This window comes from Gordonia sp. p3-SID1431, from assembly GCF_025143765.1.
GTDB lineage: Bacteria > Actinomycetota > Actinomycetes > Mycobacteriales > Mycobacteriaceae > Gordonia > Gordonia hongkongensis.
Genome location: NZ_JAMBDT010000003.1, coordinates 20,496 through 45,910, shown reverse-complemented (window position 1 = coordinate 45,910; position 25,415 = coordinate 20,496). Strand labels below are relative to the sequence as shown.

General features: G+C 67.8%; 25 protein-coding genes and 1 pseudogene. 13 read left to right on the top strand and 13 right to left on the bottom strand.

Features of this window, described 5'->3' with window-relative positions; all coding sequences use genetic code 11:
• Window positions 1-214: 214 nt before the first annotated feature.
• The 6 genes and pseudogenes from M4D77_RS01775 to M4D77_RS01750 all read right to left on the bottom strand — a co-directional run bounded on the left by M4D77_RS01775 (window position 215) and on the right by M4D77_RS01750 (window position 6,031).
• Window positions 215-622, bottom strand: a complete 408-nt coding sequence (locus tag M4D77_RS01775; RefSeq protein WP_259935381.1) for a hypothetical protein — start codon at window positions 620-622, stop codon at window positions 215-217.
• Window positions 623-685: 63 nt separating this feature from the next.
• On the bottom strand, window positions 686-2,182 hold the full coding sequence (locus M4D77_RS01770) for an NAD(P)/FAD-dependent oxidoreductase (protein ID WP_259935380.1): 1,497 nt from the start codon (window positions 2,180-2,182) through the stop codon (window positions 686-688).
• Window positions 2,179-3,311: pseudogene (locus M4D77_RS01765) on the bottom strand (glycosyltransferase). Before M4D77_RS01765 ends, M4D77_RS01770 begins: the two are co-directional and overlap by 4 nt.
• Complete coding sequence (locus tag M4D77_RS01760) at window positions 3,298-4,179, bottom strand: carotenoid biosynthesis protein (protein ID WP_259935379.1); 882 nt, start codon at window positions 4,177-4,179, stop codon at window positions 3,298-3,300. The pseudogene M4D77_RS01765 and the gene M4D77_RS01760 overlap by 14 nt, the downstream one beginning before the upstream one ends.
• Window positions 4,176-4,892 carry a monooxygenase gene (locus tag M4D77_RS01755; RefSeq protein ID WP_259935378.1) on the bottom strand — a complete coding sequence of 239 codons (717 nt, stop codon included), beginning with the start codon at window positions 4,890-4,892 and terminating at the stop codon, window positions 4,176-4,178. The genes M4D77_RS01760 and M4D77_RS01755 overlap by 4 nt, the downstream gene beginning before the upstream one ends.
• Window positions 4,889-6,031, bottom strand: a complete 1,143-nt coding sequence (locus tag M4D77_RS01750; RefSeq protein WP_259935377.1) for a polyprenyl synthetase family protein — start codon at window positions 6,029-6,031, stop codon at window positions 4,889-4,891. Before M4D77_RS01750 ends, M4D77_RS01755 begins: the two co-directional genes overlap by 4 nt.
• 105 nt (window positions 6,032-6,136) lie before the next feature.
• On the opposite strand from M4D77_RS01750, the gene M4D77_RS01745 reads away from it, so the two are divergent.
• Together M4D77_RS01745 and M4D77_RS01740 are read left to right on the top strand one after the other, a co-directional pair.
• Window positions 6,137-6,430, top strand: coding sequence for a hypothetical protein (locus M4D77_RS01745; protein WP_171011687.1), 294 nt, complete (start codon window positions 6,137-6,139; stop codon window positions 6,428-6,430).
• Window positions 6,431-6,488: 58 nt separating this feature from the next.
• Window positions 6,489-7,769, top strand: coding sequence for an alpha-hydroxy-acid oxidizing protein (locus M4D77_RS01740; protein WP_259935376.1), 1,281 nt, complete (start codon window positions 6,489-6,491; stop codon window positions 7,767-7,769).
• Window positions 7,770-7,871: 102 nt separating this feature from the next.
• Here the strand turns inward: M4D77_RS01740 and M4D77_RS01735 are convergent, their stop codons facing one another.
• Window positions 7,872-8,825, bottom strand: coding sequence for an oxygenase MpaB family protein (locus M4D77_RS01735; protein WP_259935375.1), 954 nt, complete (start codon window positions 8,823-8,825; stop codon window positions 7,872-7,874).
• An 86-nt stretch (window positions 8,826-8,911) separates the two neighbouring features.
• Here M4D77_RS01735 and M4D77_RS01730 point away from each other — a divergent pair, with 86 nt between their 5' ends.
• From M4D77_RS01730 to M4D77_RS01710, 5 genes are all read left to right on the top strand, one after another.
• A complete protein-coding gene (locus M4D77_RS01730; RefSeq protein WP_065630296.1) occupies window positions 8,912-9,613 on the top strand; it encodes a TetR/AcrR family transcriptional regulator in 702 nt (233 codons plus the stop codon).
• A gap of 28 nt (window positions 9,614-9,641) precedes the next feature.
• Complete coding sequence (locus tag M4D77_RS01725; RefSeq protein WP_171011686.1) at window positions 9,642-10,289, top strand: TetR/AcrR family transcriptional regulator; 648 nt, start codon at window positions 9,642-9,644, stop codon at window positions 10,287-10,289.
• Window positions 10,290-10,422: 133 nt separating this feature from the next.
• Window positions 10,423-11,655, top strand: a complete 1,233-nt coding sequence (locus tag M4D77_RS01720; RefSeq protein WP_259935374.1) for an acyl-CoA dehydrogenase family protein — start codon at window positions 10,423-10,425, stop codon at window positions 11,653-11,655.
• The gene (locus M4D77_RS01715) at window positions 11,652-12,668 is read left to right on the top strand and encodes a phosphotransferase family protein (protein ID WP_259935373.1); all 1,017 of its coding nucleotides are present in this window, start codon (window positions 11,652-11,654) and stop codon (window positions 12,666-12,668) included. Before M4D77_RS01720 ends, M4D77_RS01715 begins: the two co-directional genes overlap by 4 nt.
• Before the next feature lie 60 nt (window positions 12,669-12,728).
• On the top strand, window positions 12,729-13,475 hold the full coding sequence (locus M4D77_RS01710; protein WP_226511800.1) for an SDR family oxidoreductase: 747 nt from the start codon (window positions 12,729-12,731) through the stop codon (window positions 13,473-13,475).
• 240 nt (window positions 13,476-13,715) lie between these two features.
• Here M4D77_RS01710 and M4D77_RS01705 read toward each other — a convergent pair whose 3' ends face one another.
• Entirely contained in the window at window positions 13,716-14,426 is a 711-nt protein-coding gene (locus M4D77_RS01705) for a histidine phosphatase family protein (RefSeq protein ID WP_068971415.1), read from the bottom strand.
• A gap of 83 nt (window positions 14,427-14,509) precedes the next feature.
• On the opposite strand from M4D77_RS01705, the gene M4D77_RS01700 reads away from it, so the two are divergent.
• The gene (locus M4D77_RS01700) at window positions 14,510-14,926 is read left to right on the top strand and encodes a VOC family protein (protein ID WP_078113281.1); all 417 of its coding nucleotides are present in this window, start codon (window positions 14,510-14,512) and stop codon (window positions 14,924-14,926) included.
• Window positions 14,927-14,951: 25 nt separating this feature from the next.
• Here the strand turns inward: M4D77_RS01700 and M4D77_RS01695 are convergent, their stop codons facing one another.
• Window positions 14,952-16,028, bottom strand: coding sequence for a sigma-70 family RNA polymerase sigma factor (locus M4D77_RS01695; RefSeq protein WP_259935372.1), 1,077 nt, complete (start codon window positions 16,026-16,028; stop codon window positions 14,952-14,954).
• 678 nt (window positions 16,029-16,706) lie between these two features.
• Here M4D77_RS01695 and M4D77_RS01690 point away from each other — a divergent pair.
• On the top strand, window positions 16,707-17,870 hold the full coding sequence (locus M4D77_RS01690) for an ROK family protein (RefSeq protein ID WP_137810916.1): 1,164 nt from the start codon (window positions 16,707-16,709) through the stop codon (window positions 17,868-17,870).
• Window positions 17,871-17,906: 36 nt separating this feature from the next.
• Here the strand turns inward: M4D77_RS01690 and M4D77_RS01685 are convergent, their stop codons facing one another.
• Both M4D77_RS01685 and M4D77_RS01680 read right to left on the bottom strand, forming a co-directional pair.
• Window positions 17,907-18,752 (bottom strand): ABC transporter permease, encoded by an 846-nt coding sequence (locus tag M4D77_RS01685; protein WP_259935370.1) that lies wholly within the window; start codon window positions 18,750-18,752, stop codon window positions 17,907-17,909.
• Window positions 18,752-19,786 (bottom strand): ATP-binding cassette domain-containing protein, encoded by a 1,035-nt coding sequence (locus tag M4D77_RS01680; protein WP_259935369.1) that lies wholly within the window; start codon window positions 19,784-19,786, stop codon window positions 18,752-18,754. The genes M4D77_RS01685 and M4D77_RS01680 overlap by 1 nt, the downstream gene beginning before the upstream one ends.
• A 281-nt stretch (window positions 19,787-20,067) precedes the next feature.
• On the opposite strand from M4D77_RS01680, the gene M4D77_RS01675 reads away from it, so the two are divergent.
• The 4 genes from M4D77_RS01675 to M4D77_RS01660 are packed head-to-tail and all read left to right on the top strand — an operon-like array spanning window position 20,068 to window position 23,118.
• A complete protein-coding gene (locus M4D77_RS01675; protein WP_259935368.1) occupies window positions 20,068-20,469 on the top strand; it encodes a molybdopterin-binding protein in 402 nt (133 codons plus the stop codon).
• Window positions 20,466-21,221 (top strand): molybdate ABC transporter substrate-binding protein, encoded by a 756-nt coding sequence (modA, locus tag M4D77_RS01670; protein ID WP_068971419.1) that lies wholly within the window; start codon window positions 20,466-20,468, stop codon window positions 21,219-21,221. Before M4D77_RS01675 ends, modA begins: the two co-directional genes overlap by 4 nt.
• Window positions 21,218-22,033 carry an ABC transporter permease gene (locus M4D77_RS01665; protein ID WP_259935367.1) on the top strand — a complete coding sequence of 272 codons (816 nt, stop codon included), beginning with the start codon at window positions 21,218-21,220 and terminating at the stop codon, window positions 22,031-22,033. Before modA ends, M4D77_RS01665 begins: the two co-directional genes overlap by 4 nt.
• The gene (locus tag M4D77_RS01660; RefSeq protein WP_065630307.1) at window positions 22,030-23,118 is read left to right on the top strand and encodes a sulfate/molybdate ABC transporter ATP-binding protein; all 1,089 of its coding nucleotides are present in this window, start codon (window positions 22,030-22,032) and stop codon (window positions 23,116-23,118) included. Before M4D77_RS01665 ends, M4D77_RS01660 begins: the two co-directional genes overlap by 4 nt.
• Before the next feature lie 419 nt (window positions 23,119-23,537).
• Here the strand turns inward: M4D77_RS01660 and M4D77_RS01655 are convergent, their stop codons facing one another.
• Window positions 23,538-24,071: an acetyltransferase gene (locus M4D77_RS01655; protein ID WP_259935366.1), complete on the bottom strand. Its 534-nt coding sequence runs from the start codon at window positions 24,069-24,071 to the stop codon at window positions 23,538-23,540.
• Between the two features lie 191 nt (window positions 24,072-24,262).
• Window positions 24,263-25,405 (bottom strand): hypothetical protein, encoded by a 1,143-nt coding sequence (locus M4D77_RS01650; RefSeq protein ID WP_254661208.1) that lies wholly within the window; start codon window positions 25,403-25,405, stop codon window positions 24,263-24,265.
• Window positions 25,406-25,415: the final 10 nt, after the last annotated feature.

The following is a 25,415-nucleotide window of genomic DNA, read 5'->3' as shown; positions in this document are numbered from 1 at the left end:
CTCACAGCGAGCGGCGCGAAAGGTACCGGTGACATGGAGAAGGCACGGACGAATGCATGGTGGCGCGGCCCGCGATGGACGTGGTCTCGTCCGCACCTGACCCCCGAAGAGCGCCGGAACCTGCAGGCCTCCCGTGTTCCGGTGGCGGTCGTGACGGCGTCGCTGGGCGGGCACGCATATACCTACCGCGATCGGGCGTGACACGGTTCTGCGCCTACTCGATTGACGCCCGCCACTCGCCGTAGAGCTGGTCAAGCCAGGGCGCGATGGCGTCGTAGGAGTCCCAGCTGTCCGGGATGAGGTAAGAATCCTCGTGCTCGGCCAGTGCCGGGACACCACTCATTCCGCTCAGGTAGGCGCGATAACCGGCCTGGGCGAAGCGTTGGCCTTCGGTGGTCAGATCCCACGTCGCGAACTGTGCAACGAAATGCTGGTGAGCGAACTGTGCTGGCGTGCCTGCCCGCAGTTCGAGATCGGTGGCGACCCCGGAGTGTCGGGAATCCAGCAATCCGCGGCGTGATGCCCAGGCGAGGAACACGCCGATGTGCACTGCCGCCGCCGAGCGATCCAGGCTGCGATCCAGCACTGAATCGAGATGCCACTCCGCGTCGTCGATCGTCATGCCTGCGAAGCTAATAGAGCCCGAACCAGGGTGCGAGTAGCCTCGCCTTAGTGAACGACGTGGTCAGAGGTGCTCGGCGGGCCCGATGAGATCGGCGACGATCTTCGCCGACGTGACCACGAGCGGCAGACCGCCGCCGGGATGCGAGGACCCGCCGACGAGGTAGAGGCCCGGTACCGGTGAGGTGTTCGACGGCCGGAGGAACGCCGAGCGGGGTCCGTTCGACGACGATCCGTAGATCGAGCCACCCGGCGTCCTGGTCCGGCGCTCGAGGTCGGCGGGCGAGACGATGAGGCGGTGGCGGACCCGTCCGGTCACATCGAGCCCACGGTCGGCCATCACGTCGAGGATCCGGTCGGCGTAGGAGTTCGCCAGCCCGTTGGCGTCCCAGTCGACGCCGTGCTCGGGGTCGTGGCGGGGTGCGTTCACCAGCACGAACCACGCCCCGGTTCCCGGGGCGGGCACGATCTCGGGATCGGCGGGAGCCGAGATGTACACGGTCGGTCGCGCGACCGGACGCGGTGGGCCGCGGAATCCGAAGACCGCGTCGAACTCCTCGTCGTAGTCCTCGGCGAACAGCACCTGGTGGTGCGGCGCAGCGGGCGGATCGTCGAGGGCGAGGAGGAGCACGAATCCGGACAGCGAAGGCGTCGTCCGTCGCAGCAGCGCCGCGGGCCGACGCGCGGCGCGACGCGGTACGAGACGGTCGTAGACCTGCCGGGCGTCGGCGTTCGCGACGACCAGATCGGCCCGGCGCCGGCTTCCGTCGGACAGCACCACGCCATCGGCCCGACCGGTGTGGTCCACCGAGATCCGGTCGACCTCGACACCGAGTTCGACCCGCCCGCCGAGTTCGATGAGACGGTCGTGCATCGCGGTGGCGATGCGGCCCAATCCGCCTCGTACATACCATGATCCGAACGCCTGCTCGGACCACGGCACGGACGCGAGCGCCGCCGGCGCGCGGCGCGGGTCGGAACCGGTGTAGGTCGCGTAGCGGTCCAGCAGCATCCGCAGGCGCGGGTCGTCGAGGTAATCCTCGCCGAGTCCGCGCAGCGTTCTCCATGGCGCGACGGTCCGCACATCCGTCGGCGTGGCGATCCCGCCGATCATCGTGCGGATGCTCATCGGCGATTCCAGGAAGGGTTCGTGCGTGACGTCCCAGACACGTTGTGCGCGTTCCAGAAACGATGACCACTGAGCGCCTCGCCCATGCCCCAGTGCGACGTCGAGGGCAGCGGGGATGTCGTCGAGCGTTCCGGGCATGTCCAGTTCGGTGCCGTCCGGGAAGCGGTAGCGCGCGGCGACGGGGAGCCGTTCGAGGGTCAGATGGTCGTGGATCGACGCGCCCGTGGCGTCGAAGAGTTCTTCGAAGACGTGCGGCATCGTGACGAGCGACGGCCCGGTGTCGAAGATGAACCCGTCGTGCTCGATGACCCCGAGTTTGCCGCCGACTTCGTCGAATTGCTCGAGAACGGTGACGTCGTGGCCGGTCGCGGCGAGGCGCATCGCGACGGAGAGTCCGCCGACGCCCGCGCCGATCACCAGGACCCGTGTCATCGACGGACCTCGATGGGGCGTCCCTTCCATTGCAGGTCGCCGCGCTGTCGGGCCAGCGTCGAATCGACTGCGAGACCGGTGAAGACGAGGATGGAGAGCGGATGGGCGAAGGTGTCCGGCCATCCGCGTCCGCCGGTGCATCGGGCGGACACCACCCGTGAGGCCACCCCGGCGAGGTATCCGACGAGACCCGTCCGGGAGCCGAACAGTGCTGCTGCCGCGGGGAGTACGTACATCAGGCACAGCAGCCCGGTGACGCCCAGCGTCCCGCCCGGCGACCCGAAGGCCGACCACAGCGACTTGCGGTAGCCCGCGCGGACCTCGTCCCAGCCGCGGTACATACGGCAGGTGGCGACGTCGCTTCCCTCGGCCACGACGCCGCGACCGCCGGCCGCCTTGATGGCGCGCAACAGGGCGATGTCCTCGAGGACCACGTCGTGCACTGCCTCGTGACCGCCGGCACGACGGTACGTCGCGGCATCGACCACCAGGAACTGACCGTTTGCGGCGGTGAGGGATTCGCGCGGTGAGCGCTCGGCTAGACCGAGGGGCAGGGTGCTCAGCCAGGACCACTGCAGCAGCGGTTGCACCAGTCGCTCGCCCGCGCCGACCGCGACCTGCCGGGGGTACGGGCTCACCAGATCGAGTCCGGCGTTGCGGAGCAAGGCGAACGATGAGGTGAACGCGTGGGGCTCGACCACGACGTCGGCGTCGAGGAAGACGTGGACCCCGCCGGGGAACGCCTTCTCCGCGAGTTGGGCGCAGGCCCAGGTCTTTCCGAGCCACCCGGGAGGGGCGCCGAGCCGGGGTGGACACGAACCCGGTCGTCCATCGAGGCCAGGCGGGCGAGCACGGCGTCGGTTCCATCCGCCGAGCCGTCGTCGAGCACGTGGATCCGGGCCGGTCCTGGCCAGCGATCCGCCGCCTCGAGGACGGCCAGTAGGCAGCGTTCGGCGTTGTGCGCCTCGTCGCGCATCGGGATGAGAACCGACAGTGGTTCCGGCGCCGGGATGTCGGTGAGATCGGGCCGGCGGACCCGGCGGGCGTTGTCGAGGGTCAGGGCCAGCGACGCCAGCGACATAGCGGTTCCCGTCGCGACCAGCGGCCGCAGCAGGTCAGACACCCGCACGGCGACCCCTGATCTCGACGACGAGCAGCGGGATGGCGATGACACCCATGAGGAGACCGCCGGTGAGGGCGACGGACGGCCGGCCGAAGAACACCGCGTGCGCCATCACCGAGGAGAAGTAGGTCCACAGGTACGCGGTGATGGGCACGGCGTCCATCCCGGAAGATCCGGTCGCGTCGGGATCGTCGCGGCGGATGAGGAGGTCGAGCATGCCGACGATGAGAAACGACACCAGCAGCCAGCCCGCGAAATTCGTCAGCGGGATGTCGGCGACCCCGGGCAGCGACGGCGTCGGGTGCCGCCACACCCAGTTGCCCTGGTCGACCATCTGCGGGTCGAGGAACACATCCCACGCCGTGAGTGCATACGCACCGAGGACGGCGGTGGCGGGCCGAACCCACCGTCCGGCGATGCCCATCGCACGGACGAGTCGTCGGGTCACGGCCAGCGCGGGCCACGACATCATGATCCAGGCCAGCGGGACCAGGACCGGCACGCCGAGGATCTTCAGTCCGAGCCCGTCGGTGTACTCGTATGTGCCGAACGGGAACCCGGTGCTCACACCGACGGATTCGGCGATCAGTCCGCCACCGCCGGCCACCACCGCGAGGGCGACCGCGGCGGCGGCGCCGCGGGTTGCGGCAACGTGGACGAGCGAGGCCGACGCCAGGAGCAGCACGCTCGCGACGGTCAGCGGCAGGGTGCCGCCACCGGTCAGCGGAAACGCGATCTGGACGCCGATCGTCGCGGCCAGCAGGATCCACGCCAGGGTGACCAGGCCGCGGTTCCAGGGCGCGGTGCCGTCGGTTCGTCGCGATCGCGACGATTGGTCCGATCGGTGCGAAGTGGAGCCGTCCAGGAGACTCACGCCGGTCTCCCCTCATACGTGCCGACGACCTCGGTGACGGCCAAGCGGGCGAACAGTTCCTCGGCATACCAGCGCGACGGTGCGGTCCGCCGAACCGCCGACAGATGTGCGGGGGAGCGGTAGGCGAAGCCGGTGAGGTCCTGCGCCGAATCCCAGATCGAGAACGTGCCCTGCACCCCGAGCGGGAGCTCGCCGACGCCGAGGGCCAATCGATTGCCCTGTGCCCCGGCGAGTTCCGTTGCCACCGGCGGGACGGCACGCCAGAACGATGCCATCTTCGTGGGCCGGAGGCGTGCCCGGGTCAACGCGGCGACCGGGCCCGTCCAATCCGGTCCGGACGCGTCGTGGTCGGTCGACGATCGCACCGTCTCGAACGGGTCGACGCGCGACCATCGGCCCTTCGACCGGAGTGGTCGCATGGTGATCCGGAGTTCCTCCGTGCTGGACTCCCGCCATCGGCGGAACACGACGGAATCGCTTGCGGCCGAAGCAGCGTCGGCGTCGTGCCATACCGTCAGCGCGGCCCAGTGTCTCAGGTCGGCGCTCTCGAGGGTGAAAGTGCGTGCGGTGCCGGTGCCCAGCAGTTTGGCGAAACGCAGACCGGGGGTACGGCGCAGCGCCCGTCGACCCGACGACATCCGGCCGAGCGCCGGTAGCACACGGTCGACACCCCAGACGCGGAGTTCGACCGTCGGCCCGGCGGGAGCGGTCATGCGCGCCGCCACACGCAACGTTCGATGAGGGCGGTCAGTGCGTGCCGGCTCGCCGGGTCCATCGGAGCGGCGTCGACGATGCCGAGCGCTTCCGCGTGCAGGTCGGCGATACGCTGTTCCACTCGTTCGACGGCGCCGGTGGAGTACAGGACCTCACGCATCCGCGCGGCACCGTCGGCGTCGAGGTCCGGATTGCCGAGACCGTCGGCGAGCACGCGGCGCTCCATCCGTCCCGCCGATTCCTCGGCCGCCGCGATGAGCATCGTGCGCTTGCCTTCCCGTAGGTCGTCGATGGCGGGTTTGCCGGTGACCTTCTCGTCGCCGAAGACGCCCAGGATGTCGTCGCGGAGCTGGAAGGCCTCGCCGGCGGTGATGCCGATCCGATCGTATGCCTCGAGGAGCGCCGACGGGGCACCCGCGAGCGTGCCGCCCAGCCGCAGCGGCTGACCGATCGTGTACCGCGCACTCTTGTAGCGCAGTACGCGAGCCGTGCGATCGGCGTCGGTGGTGTCCTCGGTCTGACTCAGCATGTCCAGGTACTGGCCCGCGTAGGCCTCGTCGCGCATCAGCGACCAGGTGTCGCGGACCGCGCGTCGGGTGTCCGCGGACACGTCGTCCACCGCGGCAGCGGCGAGGTCGTCGGACCAGGACAGGCACATGTCGCCGACGAGGATCGCGACGGCGGTGCCATGGCGCTCGGCGTCCCCACGGCGTCGCGCGCGCAGATGATCGTCGGCGAAGTGCCGATGCACGGTGGGCAGGCCGCGCCGGACGTCGCTGTCGTCCATCACGTCGTCGTGCACGAGGGCGGCGAGATGGAACAGTTCGATGGCGGCCGCCATCTCGACGATGCCCGCGACGCTCCGGCCCCCGGCGGCGCCTCGGGCGCCCCAGAGGCAGAACGACGCGCGCAGGCGTTTACCTCCGCCGATCCGCGCCGAGAGGACGTCGATCGCCGGCGTCAATTCCCCGCCGACCTGCTGCAAGGTGGTGGCGTGGCGGCGAAAGTGCGCTGCCAGCACCTCTTCGACGAGTTCGAGATCCGTCGTCGAGGCGCTGATCGGGTGCAGATCGGGAGCCGGGGATGCCGACTGTGCAGGCGGCGCCGACGAGTCGGTCATCTCGGCGGTCGGTGTCATGACGGAGCCCTTCGAAAGTCCGGGGGGAGCGGTCGGTTACCCCGTCTTCGGAGCCGCGATCGCGAGCGGATGGGTGACGGCCGCGGTACCGGTAGCGTGAGACCCATGGCTGTGGATGCAACGGTGCCCGTGGTGGCAGTCGGTCTCGTCGGTGGTTTCGCGGTCGCGCGCTACAGCGGGCGACGCGAACTCGGTGGTGTGGTGCTCGGCGCAGCCGGCGCCTGGTGCACTCGCCGGTGGGCGTCGACGAAGGGCCCCGCGGTCGCGGGCGGTCTGCTGGCCGGTTACCTGGCGGCGTTCGGCGGCTCGCACCCGCTGGCGAAGAAGATCGGCGCGTGGCCGTCGGTCGCGGCCGTTACCGTCGCCGCGGCGGGCGCCACCGCCGTCGCCACACGCTGAGCGGCACGATCCGCCGTTGACGGCCGGTCACCGGTCGCCGGCGTTACCATCTCCACCCATGACCGCAGGTTACGGGCGCGCACGGCAGAACGAGATCTACACCGCCGGGGTGCACCGGCGAAAGCCGCGTGTACCAACGGATTTCGCCGAGCTCGAGCGACGTGCGAGACGTGCGATGTCGGCGCGTGCGTGGGCGTACATCGGCGGTGGCGCCGGTGAGGGCCGCACCATGGCCGCCAACCGCGCGGCACTCGACCGCTGGGCGATCGTGCCGCGCATCCTGCGGGATGTCTCGCAGCGCAACCTCGAGGTCGAATTGTTCGGTCGCCGCATCCCGGCGCCGGTGCTGTTCGCGCCGGTCGGCGCCGGTTCGCTCGCCGCGCCCGACGCCGACGCCCTCATCGGGCGTGCGGCCGCGGAACTCGGTGTCCCCTACATCTTGTCGAATCAGGCGAGCGTCTCGATGGAGGACGTCGCGGCCGCGATGGACGACACGAGCGCCGGGGCGCCGCGCTGGTTCCAGCTGTACTGGTCCACCGACGACGACCTCGTCGACAGCCTCCTGGAGCGCGCGGCGGCCATCCGCGCCGAGGCCGTCGTCGTCACCCTGGACACGACGATGCTCGGGTGGCGGCCGCAGGACCTGAACCTGGGTTCGCTGCCGTTCGCGCAGGGTGAGGGCATCGCCCAGTACACGTCCGACCGCAGGTTCGTCGACATCGTCGCCGAACGGCTACGTGCTGCTGCTGACGAACGTCCGGAGATCTCCCTCGGCGCGATCGCCACCCTCTTCTCCATCACCCGCAACGCCCCGGGCCGGTTCCTGCAGAACCTGCGGTCGCCGCAACCGCGTGCCGCAGTGCAGACCTTCCTCGACATCTACTCGCGACCGTCGCTGAACTGGGACGATCTTGCCGGCCTGCGCGCCCGCACCGCTCTTCCGATCGTGCTGAAGGGCGTGCTGCACCCCGACGATGCGCGTCGTGCCGTGGACGCCGGGGTGGACGGCATCATCGTCTCCAACCACGGCGGTCGGCAGGTCGACGGCGCGATCAGCACGATCGACGCCCTCGACGCCATCGCGCCGGTCGTCGACGGTCGCATCAAGGTCCTCGTCGACTCCGGGATCTACACCGGTTCCGACGTGTTCAAGGCGCTCGCCCTCGGGGCCGACGCCGCCTGCATCGGACGACCGCACATGTACGGCCTGGCGCTCGCGGGAGCCGACGGTGCCCGCGACGCGGTCGCCGACATCGTCGCCGAACTCGACCTCACCCTCGGACTGTCCGGGCACACCGACGTCGCCGACCTCGACCGCGACGCGCTGCGTCGGCTGTAGGCCGTCTGATCCGAGAGAAGCGACCCACTGCTCCCTAATCGAAAGAAGCCAATAACTCCTGCTCCCTGAGGTGCGAGGAGCGGAGCGACGAGCCTCGAAGGGTCAGACCAGGGGCCGCCCGGTGCGCATGCGCCAGCGGACGTCGGCGAGCAGGACGTTGAACGGGAATGCGCGCACCCACTTCGGGGCCCGCGTGATGATCGCGCGCAGGACCGCGTTGTGCTTGTCGAAGTACAGCTCCTGCCACGGCGAGAGCTGGACGCGCATCTTGCGGCGGAAGTTCTCCGGCAGGAAGCCGATGGCCATGATCTCGAAATGCCAGCCGAAGAGCCGCGAGATCACCGGGCCGAGGAACTCGGCGCGCGCGATCGACATCAGGTACTCGCGGATGGTGTCGTCGATCTCGAGCGTCTCGACCGTGTCGTTCCAGTAGGTCTCGAAGTCCTCGCGGGTGGCGGGCCACATCTCGCGGGGGACCTGCAGCGTCGTGCCCAGAACGGCGCCGGCCTGGTAGCGCTCGTCGGTCACCTCGGTGACCCCGCCGAAGATGCGATGGACGTCCTCGGTGCCTCGGTACAGACACGCGGCGACCCACAACTGCAGCTTCGGATCGAAGGCGTTGTACTTCACCGGGCTGTCGGCGGTCGAACGGACCTGCGCGTGGGCCTTGCCGATGGCCTTGCGGTAGGCCTTTCTGTCCTTGGCGCTACCGAGTCCGGCGACGGAGAGGTAGCTCAACGTGGTGCGGCCGCGCTTCATCGGATGCTTGAACAGGTTTCCCGAGTCGACGCGGCTCTCGTACACGCCGTAACCGACTGCGGGGAGGCTGAGCTGCATGATCACGTTTGCGGCGCCGGCGATCACGCCGATGCCGAGCGGGTCGAGGTCGCTGGTGGGGAGCGCGTCGAGCTCTGCGCGGGACATACGGGCGGAGGAGGGGAGGAACTCGGTGTCGGGGCGCTCCGCGGTGAGAAACTCCTGCACTTCGGCGGTCACATCCGTCACCGGTTGTGCTGACAGTGCCGAACTTCCACTGGTGATAGGCTCCGTTGCCATCGAACACCCCTCCTGCTCGAATTCTGGAAACGTCTGTTTCCCGTTGTATGACACACGTAACTTACCGGGGTGTCAAGATAGGAATCATGGGACGAGCACCATCGACCCCGGACAGCCGTTCCGGTGCGGCGCCGGACGCGGCCGGCACGCTTCGGGCCTATGGCGGCGAGGGCGGCGACACCCGGGTCGCGCGGCGTCGATCAGCCCTCATCGATGCAGGACTGGATCTGCTCGGCGCCGATGACGTGGGCGCGGTGACCGTGCGCGGCGTGTGTCGGCAGGCCGGCCTCACGGCGCGCTACTTCTACGAGAGCTTCGAATCCGTCGATCAGCTGGTCGGCGTCATGTACGACGAGGTCATCGAAGAGATCGCGCAAGCCAGTCTGGCAGCCTTCTCCGAGGGGGCCAGCATGCGTGCGAAGGTCGCCGGTGCGGTGTCGGCGATCGTCGACGTCATCGACGCGGACCGCCGCAAAGGCAGGCTGCTCTTCTCGCAGGCGCTGTTGAGTCCGGTGATCGCGGCCAAGCGGATGGAGTCGACGACGCTGTTCGCCGGCCTCACCCTGCAGAGCACGTCGGCGATTCTCGACGTCCACGTCGGGCCGGCGGCAGCGGTCGGCGTTGCGCACTACCAGGTCGGCGGACTCAGCCGGTTGCTCGCGGCGTGGCTCGAGGGTGAGGTCGAACTCGGCAAGGCCGACGTGGTGGATCTGAGCATCGCGCTGCTCGTCTCACCCGCCGAGATGCTCGAGAAGAGCCTCTCGCGTCGCACCGGCGATGCGGAGTAGGTCCGCATGTCGGGATATGTTTGATGGCATGAGTGGCGGAACCGGCGAAGCAGACATCCGTCCGGCGACGCGGCCACTGGGCGGCTGGCGGGATTACGGCGAGCCCGAACTGCCGGTCCCGTTGGCCGCGGCGCTGGCGGCGTTCGCCGAACAGGGCTACCACGGGACCTCGGTCCGGGAGATCGCCGCGCGGGCCAATCTGTCGGTGCCGGGCCTCTATCACCACTACCCGTCGAAGCAGTCGTTGCTGCAGGGCCTTCTCGAACGGACAATGACCGACCTGCTGGCCCGGTCGGAGGCCGCGATCGTCGAGGCAGGTCCCGAGCCGATCCGGCAGTTCGACGCCGTTGTCGAGTCGCTTCTGCGGTTCCACATGTATCGCCGCGAGCAGGCGTTCGTCGGTTCCACCGAGATCCGCAGCCTCGACGACAACTACCGGCCCACCTACATCGGACACCGGGACCGCCAGCAGCGGATGGTCGACGTGATCGTCTTCGCCGGCGTCGAAACGGGTGAGTTCACCACCGAGTACCCGAAAGATGCGGCGCGTGCCGTGGCCACCATGTGCGTCGGGGTGTCCACCTGGTTCAAGCTCGACGGTCTGCTGGGTCCGGACGAACTCATCGCGCGCAATCTCCAGATGGCCCGCGCGCTGGTCGGGTATCGCACACCCTGACGGCCGTCGCGCAGGGCGCCGTCTGCTGGGCCGCTTGACCCGGCGGGTATCGCCTGGCAAGGTATGCAACGCCGAGCGATCGATCGGTCGGTGTTCGGGGATCCCCACCCTGCTCATGCGTTAAGGAGTCACCATGCCCATAGACCTGCGGCACGACGACGACGTGCTCGACGTCGTCGCGAAGACCGAGGCCTTCGTCCGCGACTACGTCCTGCCCATCGAAGACGAGGCGGCCGGTGACATCACGGCGGCCGGTGGTGACGACATCCGTCGCGAGATGAACGCCAAGGCCAAGAAGGCAGGGGTCTTCGGCCCGCATGCCCCGGTCGAGTACGGCGGACTCGGTCTCAACATGTGTGACCGCGCGCCGGTGTTCGAGGCGGCCGGGTATTCGACGTTCGGTCCGATCGCGCTGCACATCGGTGCGCCGGACGAGGGCAACGTGCACATGCTCGCGCACATCGCGAGCGAGGATCAGCGGCAGAAGTACCTCGCCCCGCTGGCCGCTGGAGATGTCCGTTCGGCGTTCGCGATGACCGAACCGGCTCCGGGCGCCGGTTCGGATCCCAACGCGCTGCGCACGGAGGCCGTCCGTGTGGACGGCGGCTGGAAGATCAACGGCGACAAGCACTTCATCACCGGCGCCGACGGTGCGGGCTTCTTCATCATCATGGCGCGGACCTCGGGCGCGCCCGGTGACCGCGGCGGCGCAACCATGTTCCTCGCGCCCGCCGATGCGCCCGGGTTGACCGTCGGGCGCCACATCAACACTATCGACAGGTCGATGATCGGCGGTCACTGCGAGGTGACCTTCACCGACCTCTTCGTTCCCGACGAGGACATCCTCGGCGAGGTGAACGAGGGTTATCGCTACGCCCAGGTCCGGCTCGGGCCGGCTCGGATGACCCACGTGATGCGCTGGCTCGGCTCGGCGAAGCGCTGCCAGGACGTCGCCGTCGACTATGTCTCGCGCCGTGAGGGATTCGGTGGCCGCCTCGGAGATCTGGGCATGATCCAACAACTCGTCGCCGACAACGAGATCGACCTCGCCGCGACTCGCGCGTTGCTGCTGAAGGCCTGCCACGAGCTCGATCTGGGCAACCACGCGTCGGACGAGACTTCGATCGCGAAGACCTTTGCTGCCGAGGCGTATTCGCGGATCGCCGATCGCAGCATCCAGATGTGTGGCGGGCTCGGTGTGTCCGCCGACCTCCCGCTGGCCCGCCTGTCGCAGGAACTCCGGCCGTTCCGCATCTACGACGGCCCGTCCGAGGTCCACCGGTGGGCGATCGCCCGTCGCGCCGTCGGGCGTGCGAAGAAGGCCCAGCAGGCGCTCGAGGCGAAGGCATCGGCGGGTGCCCGATGACCGCCACGGATGCAGCGCTCGACCAGGATCGCCTGCGCCGGTTGCTGATCGAGAACGGGGTCGAGCCCGCAGGTGAGCTGACCATCGACCTCATCAGCGGCGGCAAGTCCAATCTCACCTACACGGTCACCGACGGCGTCTCCACATGGGTGGCGCGCCGACCGCCGACCGGCGGACTGACGCCGTCGGCTCACGACATGGGCCGTGAATGGGCGGTCACCAGTGCGCTGCAGTCGACGTCGGTCCCGGTTGCGCGGACCGTCGCTTTCGACGCCGACGGCTCGGTCATCGGTGCGCCGTGCACCGTGGTGGAGTTCGTGGACGGCCGCGTCGTCCGGACCGCGGAAGACCTCGACGCCTACTCAGACGACGAGGTCGCCCGCAATCTCGATGCCTTGGTGCAGACGTTGGCCGACCTGCACGCGGTGGACTATCGCGAGGTCGGGCTCGGCGAGTTCGGTCGGCCCGCGGGTTTCGCCGCCCGCCAGGTGAAACTGTGGGCGCGGCAGTGGGGGCACGTGAAGACGCGTGAACTCCCCGACGTCGAGCGTCTCGTCGACGCGCTCGCCGCGCGGGTTCCGGAGCAGGCGCGAGAGTCGGTGGTGCACGGTGACTTCCGGGTCGACAACACGATCATCGACGCCGACGATCCGGCCCGGATCGCGGCGGTCGTCGACTGGGAGATGTCGACCCTCGGAGATCCGCTCACCGATGTCGCGCTGATGTGCGTTTACCGCACCGGCGCCTTCGACCAGGTTCTCGGCTTCTCCGCGGCCTGGACCAGTGACCGTTATGCGTCGGTCGACGAGATCGCTCAGACGTATTCGACCGCAACGGGTGTCGACCTGGGTGACTGGGACTTCTACCTGGGGTTGGCGAACCTGAAGCTCGGCGTGATCGCCGAGGGGATCACCTACCGCGCACTCTCGGGGGCGTCCTCGGGAGACGGCGCGGAGAAGGCTGCCGAGGCGACGGCGGCGTTCATCGCCGACGGCCTACGCCACATCAGCTGATCGAGCAACGGCGTCAACAGAACACAGTCGCGCGGTGCGCGCATCCACAGAGGGTAGGCAATGAGTGAATCGGGCAACAACCGTTCTGCGCTGGTGACCGGGGCGTCGAGGGGGATCGGTGCGGCCATCGCCGACCGGTTCGCCGCCGACGGCTGGGACCTCACCATCAGTGCCCGTGGTCGAGAAGCGTTGGAGAAAAAGGCGGCCGAGCTTCTCGAGCGTGGCGCCGGGCGGGTGGAGGTCGTCCCCGCCGACATGACCGACGCCGACGCCATCAGCGCGCTCGGTACGGCTCATGCGGAGGCATTCGGGCGGTTCGACGCGCTGATCGTCAACGCCGGGATGGGCTCCAAGGGTGCGATCGCCGACCTCCCGGTGAAGCGATTCGACCGGCTGTATGAAGTGAATGTCCGCGCTCCCTACATCCTCCTTCAGTCCGCGCTGCCCGCCCTGCGCGCCACCGCAGAGGCCCATGGGGCCGCGAAAGTCATTGCCGTGGCGTCGATCACCGGCGTCTATCCGGAGCCGGAGCTGTCCGCCTACGGTGCCACCAAGGCGGCGCTCATCTCGTTGTGCGAGACGTTCAATCTCGAGGAGTCACGCAGCGGTGTCAGCGCGACGACGATCGCGCCGGGCTACGTCAACACCGACATGACCGACTGGCTCAAAGACCGCATTCCCGCCGACGAGATGATCACGGCCGACGACATCGCGGTGATCGCCCACTCGATCACCCAGTTGTCGCGGTACGCGGTTCTTCCGAATGTCGTCATCACCCGTCCTGGCGAGAACCTGCACCGGGCCTAGGCTCGGACCTGCCCCTGCTCCCTAATCCGAAAGATCCTCAAACCCCTGATCCCTGAGTTGCGAGGAGCGTTAGCGACGAGCCACGAAGGGCCTGGTGAGACACGTTGCGAAGCCCTTCGTGGCTCGCTTCGCTCGCACCTCAGGGAGCAGAGATGTGGATGCTGCGGAGTGTTCTTTCGTGATCCACCACGGCCGCCAGGCCGCGGATACTGAGGTGCGAGCGGAGCGAGCGTCGAAGGGTCACCGGAAGGTCGCGATCCCGCCGTCGCGGTCGGAGAGGTGACCGTGCTCGTTGAACGACACCACCGAGACGCCGCTGCGGCCGACGATCAGTTTGCTGATCGACGCGTTGACCATCGTGCGGGCCATCGCCGGCCAGGTCTCGTCGGGGATGCCCCACAACTGGGCGATCCACTGGGTGATGGTGCCGGCCGAGGACACCACGAGCACCGTCTGACCCGACCCGGCGAGCTCGGTGGCGCGGGCGGCCGCGTCGGAGACGCGCGCCTTGAACTGGGGGTAGCTCTCGGCGGGGCCGCCGTCGAGGCCGGGAGCTGCGTCGTGCTCGCCGGCCGCTATCCAGGCCGCGAGCCCCTTGTCGAGCTGTTCCTGGTAGCTGCGACCGTCGCGATACATCTCCGGCGTGGCCTCGCCGACCAGTGCGGGCAGTGAGTACTCGTTCCACCCCGGGTCGACGTGCGGCTGAGGTTGATCGGTGTCGAAAGCCCCCAGCACGCCGCTCAGCGTCTGTTGCTGGCGCGGGAGGTCGCCACTGGCGGCTGCGGTGAAGGTGCCGATCTGCCCGGCGAGGAATCCACCGGACAGCGCGGCCTGTGTGGCCCCGGCCGTGGTGAGACCGCCGGGTCCGTTGCTCAGATCGTCGGTGGCGTCGGCGATGCCGTACGCCAATGCGTTCGCCTGACCGTGACGAACCAGATAGATCACACCCATTCCTGCACCCTATGTCGGCTTCGATGAGTTCGAGGCGTCGGGCCGGTCAGTATCAGCGACCCCGAGATGTCTGGAGTGCGCCCGTGACGCCGATGCTGTTCGTCAACCTGCCCGTCGTAGACGTCGCGCGGTCTCGTCGGTTCTTCGGATCGCTCGGCTTCCACTTCGACGAGATCTTCTGCGATGCCGGGAGCGCGTGCATGATGATCAACGACTCGGCGATGGTCGTGCTCATGCAGCGACGACGATTCGCCGGCTACGCGGCCACCGCAGTCGCCGACCCACTGCAGGGCCGCGAGTCGTTGCTGGCCATTTCCGCTGACAGCCGCGCACACGCCGACCGGCTCGCCGAAGCGGCACTCGGTTGCGGCGGCCGGGAACTCCGCGCAGCCGAGGACCTGGGCTTCATGTACTGCCGCAGTTTCTGTGACCCGGACGGTCATGCCTGGGAGATCGTGTGGATGGACCCCTCGCAGATCCCGCAGACCGCTGACGACTGATCGGCGCCGCGCGAACCGGACGGTCTCAGTGCCAGGGGCTCGGCGACGTGCGTGCCGGTGCGTCGTATGGGGTCGCCGGGAGACCGAAGCGTGCGAAATCGCTCTCCATGTCGTCGCTGAAGAAGGCGACGACATGGCTGACCTTGGCTGTCTGCGGGTCGATCTCGAGCACCTGGAGCTGGAACGGTCGGTGGACGCCGTCCGGTTCGCGCATGTACAGCCCGTAGGCCGGCTGCCCGTTGGCTGTCGTGGGCAGCATGATTTGATCGCCCGCCTTCTCGGCCGGACAGTTGCGACGGATGAGGGTTCCGATGTTCTCTGCGCCTTGGTACCAGCCGGTGAAGGGCGGCATCTCCCAGATCGCCTTGTCGGTGAAGAGCTCCACCATCGCGTCGACGTCATAGCGTTCGAAGGCCGACACGTAGCGGGCCAGCAGCTCCCGTTTCGCGGCGTCGTCGAGTGTCGTCGCGGCATCGACTCCGACCGAATCCTGCTGCGGGCGTGCGGTCTTGACCTGCTCGCGGGCCCGCTGCAGCAAACTGTTCACGGTGGCGGTGGTGACACCGATGGTGTCGGCGACCTCGGCGGCGCGCCACTGCAGCACGTCGCGGAGGATGAGGACTGCGCGCTGCCGTTCGGGTAGATGCTGCAGTGCCGCGATGAACGCCAGCCGTACCGACTCGCGGGCGCCGACGACGTACGCGGGGTCCGCGTCGTCACCGGGCGCGATGTCGTCGGCCGTGCCGGCATACGGCTCGAGCCAGGGCACCTCGTGGTTCTGCAGCAGGTCGTCGGTCGGGTCGAAGGCGTCGCCCCCGAGGCCGGAGGGAAGGGGTCGGCGTTGCAAGCTCTGCAGAGCGGTCAGGCACGTGTTGGTCGCGATCTTGTGCAACCACGTGCGCACGGACGCCCGATGGTCGAACTTCCCGTAGCCCTTCCATGCGCGGAGGAAGGTCTCCTGGGCGAGATCCTCGGCGTCGTGGTGGGACCCCGTCATCCGGTAGCAGTGCGCGATGATCTCGCGGCGGAACGGCTCGCTGACCTCGAGGAACTCGGCGTCGGTCGCGGCGCTGGACTCAGCCGCGGGGCTGGTTGTGGTCATGCTCACAATCTACCGGGGTGCACCGACAGGCTCGACCCGAGTGGCCAAGCCGACCACGGTCCACTTCTCCATCGGTTCGCAGGTCGAGCGACCGGACGCCGGACGAGTTCGGATCAGGGTGAGTGCAACCCCTGTCCGCGTCGCGCCACGGGCCTATTCTCGCCGGTGGACGCGTGTGCGACCGGTCGTCGGTGCCCGTGACCAGGGGTGGGACGGGCTTGCCGGTACGGGGCCGCGTTGCTAGCTTGATCCGCATGACAAGTGCCGACCACAGGCTCACGGAGGTCACCTACGTGACCACCGCGCTGGGCTGTCGTCTGCCGCTTGCACGCGTTCTCTGTTGTTGTCGTCGAATGCGCTGACCGACCCCCGCCGAGTCAATCTCCTCCCCGGGGCGTCGCTTCTCGAGTCTCTTCTCAGAGCACCAGCTTCCGGCTTCCGCCCCGCGATGCGCGGGGTCTTTCGACGAGGACGATCATGACCGCCACACTGCCCGAACGCTCCACCCGTACTTTGCGCAACGCTACCGCCTCTCCTGTCCGGCGTCAGCCGGTCACCCGCGCGGTGCGTCGTGCTCCTCAGGGCACGCGCCAGCCCGTACCGTTGACTTCCGTACCGCCGACTCGGACCCCGGGTCCGGTCGCCGACCGACGCGGACCAGTGAAGGGGGACCAGCGGGTGCACGTCGCAACGCCGCGCCTGGAGTTGTCGACCAAACCCGCGGCGCTCGTCCTCCGGGCCGCCCGGTTGTCCGGCCCGCTGTTCCGCGACGATGCGGCCGAGCGCACCGGGCTCAGCATCTCCACGGTCAATCGCCAGGTCAGTGCGCTGTTGAAGGCGGGATTGATCCGCGAACGGGCCGACCTTGCGCCCTCGGGCGCCATCGGGCGGCCGCGGTTGCCTTTCGAGGTCAACATCTCCGAGTTCCTCACTCTCGGTATCCACATCGGGTACAAGGTCACCGCGATCACCACCCATGACCTGCTGCATCGTGTCGTCGGGGCCATCCAGATCCCTACCCCGCATGCCGATTCACCGGAAGAAGCACTCACCGCCATCGGTGTCAGCGCACGGCGTTTCGCCGAGCGCTGGACGGGCCGGCGGGTGCTGTGGGTCGGTGTCGCGCTCGGTGGCCGTGTGGCCGAGGGCGGCATCGTCGACCACCCCCGACTCGGCTGGGAGGGCGCGCCGGTCGGCCGGACGATCGCCGAGGCCGTCGGACTGCCGGTGTCGGTTGCGTCCCACGTCGAGGCCATGGCGGCCGCCGAGCTCGTGCTCAACCCCGACGACCAGCAGTCGAGCTTCCTGTACTTCTACGCGCGCGAGATGCTCGGCATCGCGTTCAGCGTCGGCGGGACCGTGCACACGCCGACCGCGGGACCGCCGGTGATCGGTCACTTCCCGACCGGATCGACCACGTTGCTCGACCCGAACCGGACGGGGCGCCTGGAGCCCGCGGTGAGCGACACCGGTGTCGTGGAAGCTGCACGCGCACTAGGCCTCTCGGCGACCGATGTGGAAGATGTCCACGCCCTGGCCCGCAGCGGTGACCTCACGGCACGTCGTCTGCTCGAAGAGCGGGCGGAGGTGCTCGGACGTACGGTCGGACTGATCGCCGACATCTTCAATCCCGATCACATCATCCTCGGCGGACAGGCGTTCACCGATTATGCGGCCGGCCTGCCGACGGTCGCGAAGGCCGTGCGCGAGACCTCGATCGTGAGCAAACGGGATGTGCGCGTGTCACATTCGGGAGCGACCGTGCAGCAGCAGGCCGCCGGCGCGGTGTCTCTCGACGCGATATACAGCGACCCGCTGCAAGCAATCACGTTGACTGCCTGAGCGGGTCGCGTCGACGAACCTCGGTCGGGTGGTGGTCTAATCCGAGGTTCGCTTGTTGTAGGCGCGCAGCGCGAACGGCGCGAAGATGAGCGTCAGCGCGACCGTCCAGATCAGGGTGGCGAGGACCGGATATTGCAGCGGGAGAGCCGCATCCGGACCGAATGCCGGGCCGTTACCCCACAGCACACGCAATGCCTGGACCAGTGACGACATCGGGTTCCATTCGGCGATCGTCCGAAGCCAGGTGGGCATCGGCTCGGTCGGGACGAACGCGTTCGACAGGAACGTGATCGGGAACAGGACCGAGAACATGAAGCCGTTGACGGCCTCGACCGTCCGGAGCCACGAACCGATGAGGATGCCGAACCAGATCATCGCGAAGCCGAAGAGCAGGAGCAGCGCGAATGCGAGGACCGCCTCACCGAACGAGCCCCGGATCCGCCAGCCGATGGCCAGGCCGGTCACGGCCATGACGACGATGCCGATCGAACTGTGGAGCAGGCTGGCGATACTGCGTCCGATCAACACCGACGACCGTTGGATGGGCAGTGACCGGAACCGGTCGATGATGCCCTTCTCGAGGTCGGCGGTGATACCCGTGGACACGATGAACGCGGTGAACACGATCGTCTGACCCATGATGCCCGGGAGCAGGAACTCCTTGTACGACGCCGAGTCGGTCTGGATCGACGCGCCGAACACGTACGCGAACAGCAGCACGAACATGATCGGCTGAATGGTCACGTCGGAGAGCATCTCCGGCATCCGTTTGGTGTGGATCATGTTGCGCTTCACCATGATCCAGGCCTGTTGCCAGATCGTGGTGGGGAGGATCCGCGGCTTGTCCGCGACCACAGCGTGGGTCTGTGCCGTGGTGGTCATCAGGAACGCTCCTCGTCGGTGGTGGTGTCGGTGTCGTCGGTGTTGCTCGACTCCTCGGCGCGGTGGCCGGTGAGGGAGAGGAAGACGTCGTCGAGGCTCGGCCGGGAGAGTCCGAAGTCGTCGACGGAGATGCCACTCTCGTCGAACCAGGCGGCGACGCGGGGCAGGTCGCCCAGACCGGCCGCGGCTGTCGTGAGCCGGCGGGCCGCCACGTCGACGAACACCTCCGCCCCGTTCTTGCGCAGCAGCGACTCGGCGGCCGTCAGGTCGTCGGCGTGCGAGACGGTCAGCACCAGGCTGGCCGAACCGGCCTGCTCCTTGAGCTGCAGTGACGTGCCGTGCGCGATGATGGTGCCCTTGTCGATGACGACGATGTCGTCGGCGAGTTGGTCGGCCTCCTCGAGATACTGCGTGGTGAGCAGCAACGTGGTTCCGTCGGCGACCAGATCGCGCAGGACGTCCCAGAGTTCGGAACGGCTGCGCGGGTCGAGGCCGGTGGTCGGCTCGTCGAGGAACAGCACCGGTGGCGTGGCCAGCAGGCTGACCGCGAGGTCGAGTCGGCGGCGCATTCCGCCGGAGTAGGACTTGACCTGTTTGTCACCGGCCTCTGAGAGGGAGAACTGCTCGAGGAGTTCCTCCGATCGACGCGCGAGGGTCTTGCGTCCGATGCCGTACAGACCGCCGATCATGCGGAGGTTCTCGCGGCCGGTCAGGATCTCGTCGACCGTGGCCGCCTGGCCGGTGAGGCCCATGTTCTGGCGGACCATCCCGGGCTGTTCCCGCACGTCGTAGCCGGCGATGCGGGCTGTCCCGCTCGTGGGCGGCGACAGGGTGGTCATCATTCGGACGGTGGTGGTCTTGCCGGCGCCGTTGGGGCCCAGCAGGCCGAGCACGGAACCCCGCGGCACGGTGAAACTGACGCCGTCGACCGCCGTGAAATCGCCGAAGCGTTTCACCAGGTCGATGGCCTCGATGGCGACATCGGCCGTCGCGACTTCTCCCGGTGCGGTGGTGGGAACTGTGACTGAGCTCATGTTTCTCCACGGTATAGAGGGGGTGTGACAGCCGCGACCGAATTACGTGGCGCGCGGGTGACGTCAGGGAACAATTCAGGGCATGTTCGGGGTGTGGCGATCTCGTACTCGAAGTCAGACCGTCTGCCCGCACCGAATTCATCGGTTGCGGGGCTGCGAATCCGACGGTCGGACCGAAATCGAGCGTAAGACTTCAAGTTGAGTTGAATTCAACATCGACATCGTCCGATTATGCGGAGATAGACCGCCTGGTTTTCCGTGAATGCGGGTAGGGTGTCGCGGTGACCGCAATACGGATCAGGGACGCCGCCGCGCTGCTCGGCGTCAGCGACGACACCGTCCGGCGCTGGGTCGCAACCGGCGTCCTGGAGACCTCCGACGATGGACCGGTCGCCACCGTCGACGGCGCACGGCTCGCCGCGCTGGCCCGCGAGCGCGCGGTGGCACCTGACGACGGGACGTCCGTCGGACGCTCGGCGCGCAATCGGTTCACCGGTCTCGTCACCGATGTCCGCACGGACGCGGTGATGGCTCAGGTGACCCTGCAATGCGGTCCGTTCGAGGTGACGTCGTTGATGAGTGCGGACGCCGTTCACGAACTCGATCTACGACCCGGCGTCGTGGCCACGGCCGTCGTCAAGGCGACGACGGTGATCGTCGAGACCAACAGGGAGGCCAGATGAGGAGGTCCATCGTCGCGGTCGCCGCGGCCGGACTGCTGATCGTGGCAGGGTGCTCGTCCGGTGGCTCAGATGCCGGCGGGTCTGCGGCCTCGACCCTCGACATCTCGGCGGCGGCGTCGCTGAAGACGACGTTCACGGCGATCGCCGATGAGTTCGAGGCACAGTACAACGGCGTCACGGTACGACTCTCGTTCGACGGATCGTCGACGCTGGCCAACCAGATCCAGCAGGGGGCGCCGGCCGATGTGTTCGCGAGCGCCGACGAGAAGAACATGCGCAAGCTGGGTGATCTCGCCGTCGACCCGGCGGTCTTCGCCACCAACACACTCGTGATCGTCACGGCGCCGGGCAATCCCCGCGGGATCCGGTCGTTCGCCGATCTGAACAAGCCTGACGTCACAACGGTCATCTGCCAGTCGGCTCAACCATGCGGCGCCGCGACCGAGACCGTCGAGCGCAACACCGGTGTCACCATCGACGCCGCCTCGGAGGAACAGTCGGTGAGCGCGGTGCTGACCAAGGTGACGACCGGCCAAGCGGATGCGGGCGTGGTGTACGTGACCGACGCGCGCGGAGCCGGGGACAAGGTGGCCACCGTGACCGATCCGGCATTCGCCGCCGTGGTCAACTCCTATCCGATCGCGGCCCTCGCCGGCGCCGGGGATGGCGAACTCGCCACGCAGTTCGTCGACCTCGTCCTGGGCGCGGACGGTCAGCGCATCCTGCGCGAGGCCGGGTTCGGGGCGCCTTGAGCACGGTCCTTCGTTCCCGACGGGACCCGGCGGGGTTGCCCGGTTGGACGTACGGCTTGGCACTGATCGGCGTCGTGTTGATCGTGCTACCTCCGTTGGCGCTGCTCTTCCGTTCGCCGTGGGGCACCTTCGTCGATCAGATCTCGTCGCCCTCGTCGCTCGACGCGCTGCGGTTGTCCCTGATCACCGCCGCGTGCAGCACCGTCATCTGTCTGATCGCCGGGGTCCCGATGGCACTGGTGTTCGCGCGATACGACGGTCCGGTGATCCGGGTGCTCCGCGCACTCGTGCTGTTGCCCTTGGTGTTGCCGCCCGTGGTCGGTGGTCTTGCCCTGCTGTACACCTTCGGTCGGCTCGGGATCGTCGGGGAACACCTGCATGCGGCCGGTATCGACATCGCCTTCACGACGACGGCAGTCGTCCTGGCCCAGAGTTTCGTCGCGCTGCCGTTCCTCGTCATCAGCGTCGAAGGTGCGGTTCGTGTCGTCGGGACGCGATACGAGGAGGTCGCTGCGACCCTGGGGGCCGGGCCGACTCGGACGCTCTGGCGGGTCACGCTCCCGTTGGTCCTGCCGTCGCTGGTCGCGGGTCTCGTGCTCGCGTTCGCGCGGGCGTTGGGGGAGTTCGGCGCGACGATCACGTTCGCAGGCAACGCACCCGGGATCACCCAGACCGCGCCGCTGGCGATCTATGTCTCGGCGATCGACGACCCACAAGCCGCGATCCCGTTGTCGCTCATCCTGGTTGTCGTATCCCTGGTCGTCGTCGTGGGAGTGCACAGCCGCCGTTCGCGTGGCGGGGGTGGTTTGTGACCGGCGCGGATCTGGAGGTGATCATCGACCTCGAGGTGCCCGCGTTGCGGGTCGAGCACCGGTTCGCCGCGGGCGCGACCACCGCGGTCGTCGGGCCCAACGGCGCCGGCAAGTCGACGATGCTGCGCGCGATCGCCGGACTGGTGCGAGGCGACGATCGGTCCCGGATAGTGCTCGGCGACAGGGTGTTCTGTGACGCGACGACCTTCGTGCCGCCCAGTCGGCGCGGAATCGCACTGCTGTCACAGGACGCGCGGCTGTTCCCGCATCTGACGGTCGCCGACAACGTGGCGTTCGCGCCCTCGGCGCAGCGTCTCTCGAGGTCGGAGATCAGGGCACGAGTGGAACGCTGGCTGACGGCAACGGAGGTCACCGACCTCGCCGACCGTAAACCGCACCAGCTCTCCGGCGGCCAGTCGCAGCGGGTTGCCATCGCCCGAGCGCTGGCGGCGCAGCCCCGAATCCTGCTGTTGGATGAACCGTTTCGGGCCCTGGACGTCGATGTCGCGAGCCGATTGCGGGCGCTGTTGCGCACACTTCTCGCCGATCGGGACCGCACGACGATCATGGTCACCCACGACCCGGTGGACGCTCTCGGGTTGGCCGACGACATCCTGGTCCTCGAGGACGGTCGCGTCGTCGAATCCGGTTCGACGCGTGCGGTTCTGGCATGGCCCACCAGTCGTTTCGCGGCGTCGCTGTCCGGGCTCAACCTGTTCGTGGGACGCCTGGACGCGGGCGACGCCGTCGTCGACCCCTCCGGCAATCGGGTCGTCGGCGGTGTCGAGGTCGATGGACCCTCACCGGGGGCCGGGGCAGCGGCCACGTTCTCGCCACGGGCCGTCGCCGTCTATCTGGAAGCGCCGCATGGCAGTCCGCGTACGACGCTGGCCGCGACCGTCCGTGACGTCGCGCCCCGGGGTGACCACGCCGTGATGACCGCCGAGGTGGGCGATCAGATCGTCGCCGCCGAGGTGACCTGGGCGGCGGTCGCCGACCTCGGACTCGTCACCGGACTAGCGGTCTACCTGGTGGTCAAGGCGAGCGAGGTGCGGATCAGCGGCGTAGGGCCCGGTTCGCTCTGACCGGCGAACCTCAACTCGACCGATGGACTTCGATCGAAGTCCAGGGGTCGAGTTGAGGTCTGGGGGTGGGGTGGGGTTTGGGAACGCGACGCTACGACAATCCGCCGCCGACAACGAGTCCGAGCGCGAAAGTGGTGGCGGACGGTATACAGGCGAGCTCGAACTTGAGCGTGTCGATGATCGAATCCGAAAGGTACGTCCGATATCGACGGCCAGGCGGGGAGTGCACCGCGCTCCACGAAGTGGAGGTCGACGATGCTCGGTGGCGAGGCCGGTATCTGCGCCGGTGGCTCCGGGACGAGACCTGCAGCCGACACCAGTTCGTCATCTCGACATCAGGTAGCCGACGAGCAATCCGACCAGGAACAGCGCGATCGGGTACGTGATGAACATCGAGAATCGACCACTGAAGTAGGTCTTCATATCCCGCCACTTGTTCGGCTCGTGGTTTTCTGCAGCCAACGTGTTTCCATTTCTGTGATCTCCGATTGGGTGCTATCCCAGGCCGACTCGGAGGTGGTTGCGGTGAAGATCGCCAGCGTCGAATTGCCCTGTGCGGTGGGATAGGCGAGCTGAGCTCGACGAACTCGGAGATCGAACCCTCCCGTCCGGTATGTGCCGTCGTCGACACACAGGTATCCATCGAGATCGACAATGTGATCGAGGACGACTGACTGCTCCAGTGCGGAGATGTCGAGGGTGGTGTCGATTTCGGAGAGTCGTACGACTTCGCACTGGCCGAGATCGAAGTACTGGATGACCACGTTCGACGCGAAGGCAGGTATCGGACTCCCCGAGCGTAGGAGGACACGGCTCGCCATCGACTTGTGTGCCTCGTCGCTGTCCAGGTCGTACCAGGCAGCGGGCGGAAGAAAATCCAGCGCCGGCGTGGACGCTCGGAGGGTCGCCGTACTGCCGAGATTCACGATCGCGTATTCGATGGCAGAGATCATCGACGGCCTCAGGAGAATATGTTGATACTCGTGAACACACCCACGCCGAATGCAGAGGCAGATGGCAACACCACCAAAAAGTTCCTGGTGTAGGTCTCCAGGCCGCCGAGCCAGTAGCCGAACCCGCGTGGGAATGACTCTGCTCGGTGCCGAGGTGCGTGTCGGCGGCTAGGGGAGTTTTGAGCCTGCATTTAGTCGAACCTACCTTTCACCCATTTGCCGAAACTTGCGCCATAGTGACTTCCGAGTGCAGCGCCGATACCCGCTCCGACGGCAGTTCCTACGGGGCCCGCGAATGATCCGATGGCCGCACCCGCCAAGGCGCCGCCAACATACCCGCCACCTACTGCGCCGACGACGGCCGCTGTGGCGTCGCCGCCGTCCTGTTCGTCACGGGCGTACTTGAGTCCTTCGTCCACGACGGTGTACCCGATCCCGGCCCAGAATGCGCCCCGAGCCAGGTTTCTACCGACTGAGTTCAACCGCGCGACATCGTCCGCACTCATCCCGGCTTGCCCAACGGACCGCCGTTGTCTCGCGTACGCATTCTCGATGTCTGACCCGCGACGTTCCAAAGCACCGAGGGCGCCAGTTACAGCGGCGCTCCTGGGGTCCATGCCCGCAAGTCCCAAGGCGTTGAGGACGTACTGGAGGCGTGATGGCTCCAGGTCCGAGGGCTGCCCGGCTTTCAACTTCTCCAGCTGCTGCGGGGTCAGGTTCATCGCGCGAAGGAATCGCCCACGCTGTTCAGGAGTCGCCGTGCCGGCGCGCACGGCGGCGGCGTCACTCGCTGCGAGACTCGAGTCGACGAGCCCGCGGTTGACGGCGTTGGCGGCGGGTGTCATTCCGCCGAGTTCGCCGAGTGCTGAGTTGATCCCGTCGCGGGTGGCGGTGACGGCGTTGTCGGCCGCGGCTCCGAGGCTGATGAGCGCGGAATGGTGCTCGAATGCTTTCCCCGCGTCGTACTCTGCATCTTTTGGTGCGCGAGACTCGTCGAAGTTGATTGTGTACTCGCGGCTTCCACGGTCGAGGATGTAACCGTCGGAGTCGGCAAGGGTGGTTCGGGTCTCGAGAGCCTTCATCGCGTCGCGGATGCTGCTCTGTCCGTTCGCGAGTACGGAAGTCAAATCACCGAACTCATCGGCCACACCGCGAATCCACCGGGTGAGGCCCTCGGCGCGATCATCGGCAGGACCCCGAGCCATCCCGGTCCACTGAGCACGCGTCAGGTTGAGAACGGGTTCTCCGGCCTTTGGTGCCTCGACTTCCAGGTGTGCCTGCAGTCGAGTGATCCCATTCGCGATCGACGTCATGACCTCGGGGTTCCAGGACATGACGTCGTTG

What these genes read in the sequence shown, in the direction of transcription:
- M4D77_RS01775 (WP_259935381.1), bottom strand. Translation starts at nt 622, where the DNA reads ATGACGATCGACGACGCGGAGTGGCATCTCGATTCAGTGCTGGATCGC.
- M4D77_RS01770 (WP_259935380.1), bottom strand. Translation starts at nt 2,182, where the DNA reads ATGACACGGGTCCTGGTGATCGGCGCGGGCGTCGGCGGACTCTCCGTC.
- M4D77_RS01755 (WP_259935378.1), bottom strand. Translation starts at nt 4,892, where the DNA reads ATGACCGCTCCCGCCGGGCCGACGGTCGAACTCCGCGTCTGGGGTGTC.
- M4D77_RS01750 (WP_259935377.1), bottom strand. Translation starts at nt 6,031, where the DNA reads ATGACACCGACCGCCGAGATGACCGACTCGTCGGCGCCGCCTGCACAG.
- M4D77_RS01745 (WP_171011687.1), top strand. Translation starts at nt 6,137, where the DNA reads ATGGCTGTGGATGCAACGGTGCCCGTGGTGGCAGTCGGTCTCGTCGGT.
- M4D77_RS01740 (WP_259935376.1), top strand. Translation starts at nt 6,489, where the DNA reads ATGACCGCAGGTTACGGGCGCGCACGGCAGAACGAGATCTACACCGCC.
- M4D77_RS01735 (WP_259935375.1), bottom strand. Translation starts at nt 8,825, where the DNA reads ATGGCAACGGAGCCTATCACCAGTGGAAGTTCGGCACTGTCAGCACAA.
- M4D77_RS01730 (WP_065630296.1), top strand. Translation starts at nt 8,912, where the DNA reads ATGGGACGAGCACCATCGACCCCGGACAGCCGTTCCGGTGCGGCGCCG.
- M4D77_RS01725 (WP_171011686.1), top strand. Translation starts at nt 9,642, where the DNA reads ATGAGTGGCGGAACCGGCGAAGCAGACATCCGTCCGGCGACGCGGCCA.
- M4D77_RS01720 (WP_259935374.1), top strand. Translation starts at nt 10,423, where the DNA reads ATGCCCATAGACCTGCGGCACGACGACGACGTGCTCGACGTCGTCGCG.
- M4D77_RS01715 (WP_259935373.1), top strand. Translation starts at nt 11,652, where the DNA reads ATGACCGCCACGGATGCAGCGCTCGACCAGGATCGCCTGCGCCGGTTG.
- M4D77_RS01710 (WP_226511800.1), top strand. Translation starts at nt 12,729, where the DNA reads ATGAGTGAATCGGGCAACAACCGTTCTGCGCTGGTGACCGGGGCGTCG.
- M4D77_RS01705 (WP_068971415.1), bottom strand. Translation starts at nt 14,426, where the DNA reads ATGGGTGTGATCTATCTGGTTCGTCACGGTCAGGCGAACGCATTGGCG.
- M4D77_RS01695 (WP_259935372.1), bottom strand. Translation starts at nt 16,028, where the DNA reads ATGACCACAACCAGCCCCGCGGCTGAGTCCAGCGCCGCGACCGACGCC.
- M4D77_RS01685 (WP_259935370.1), bottom strand. Translation starts at nt 18,752, where the DNA reads ATGACCACCACGGCACAGACCCACGCTGTGGTCGCGGACAAGCCGCGG.
- M4D77_RS01680 (WP_259935369.1), bottom strand. Translation starts at nt 19,786, where the DNA reads ATGAGCTCAGTCACAGTTCCCACCACCGCACCGGGAGAAGTCGCGACG.
- modA (WP_068971419.1), top strand. Translation starts at nt 20,466, where the DNA reads ATGAGGAGGTCCATCGTCGCGGTCGCCGCGGCCGGACTGCTGATCGTG.
- M4D77_RS01655 (WP_259935366.1), bottom strand. Translation starts at nt 24,071, where the DNA reads ATGATCTCTGCCATCGAATACGCGATCGTGAATCTCGGCAGTACGGCG.
- M4D77_RS01650 (WP_254661208.1), bottom strand. Translation starts at nt 25,405, where the DNA reads ATGTCCTGGAACCCCGAGGTCATGACGTCGATCGCGAATGGGATCACT.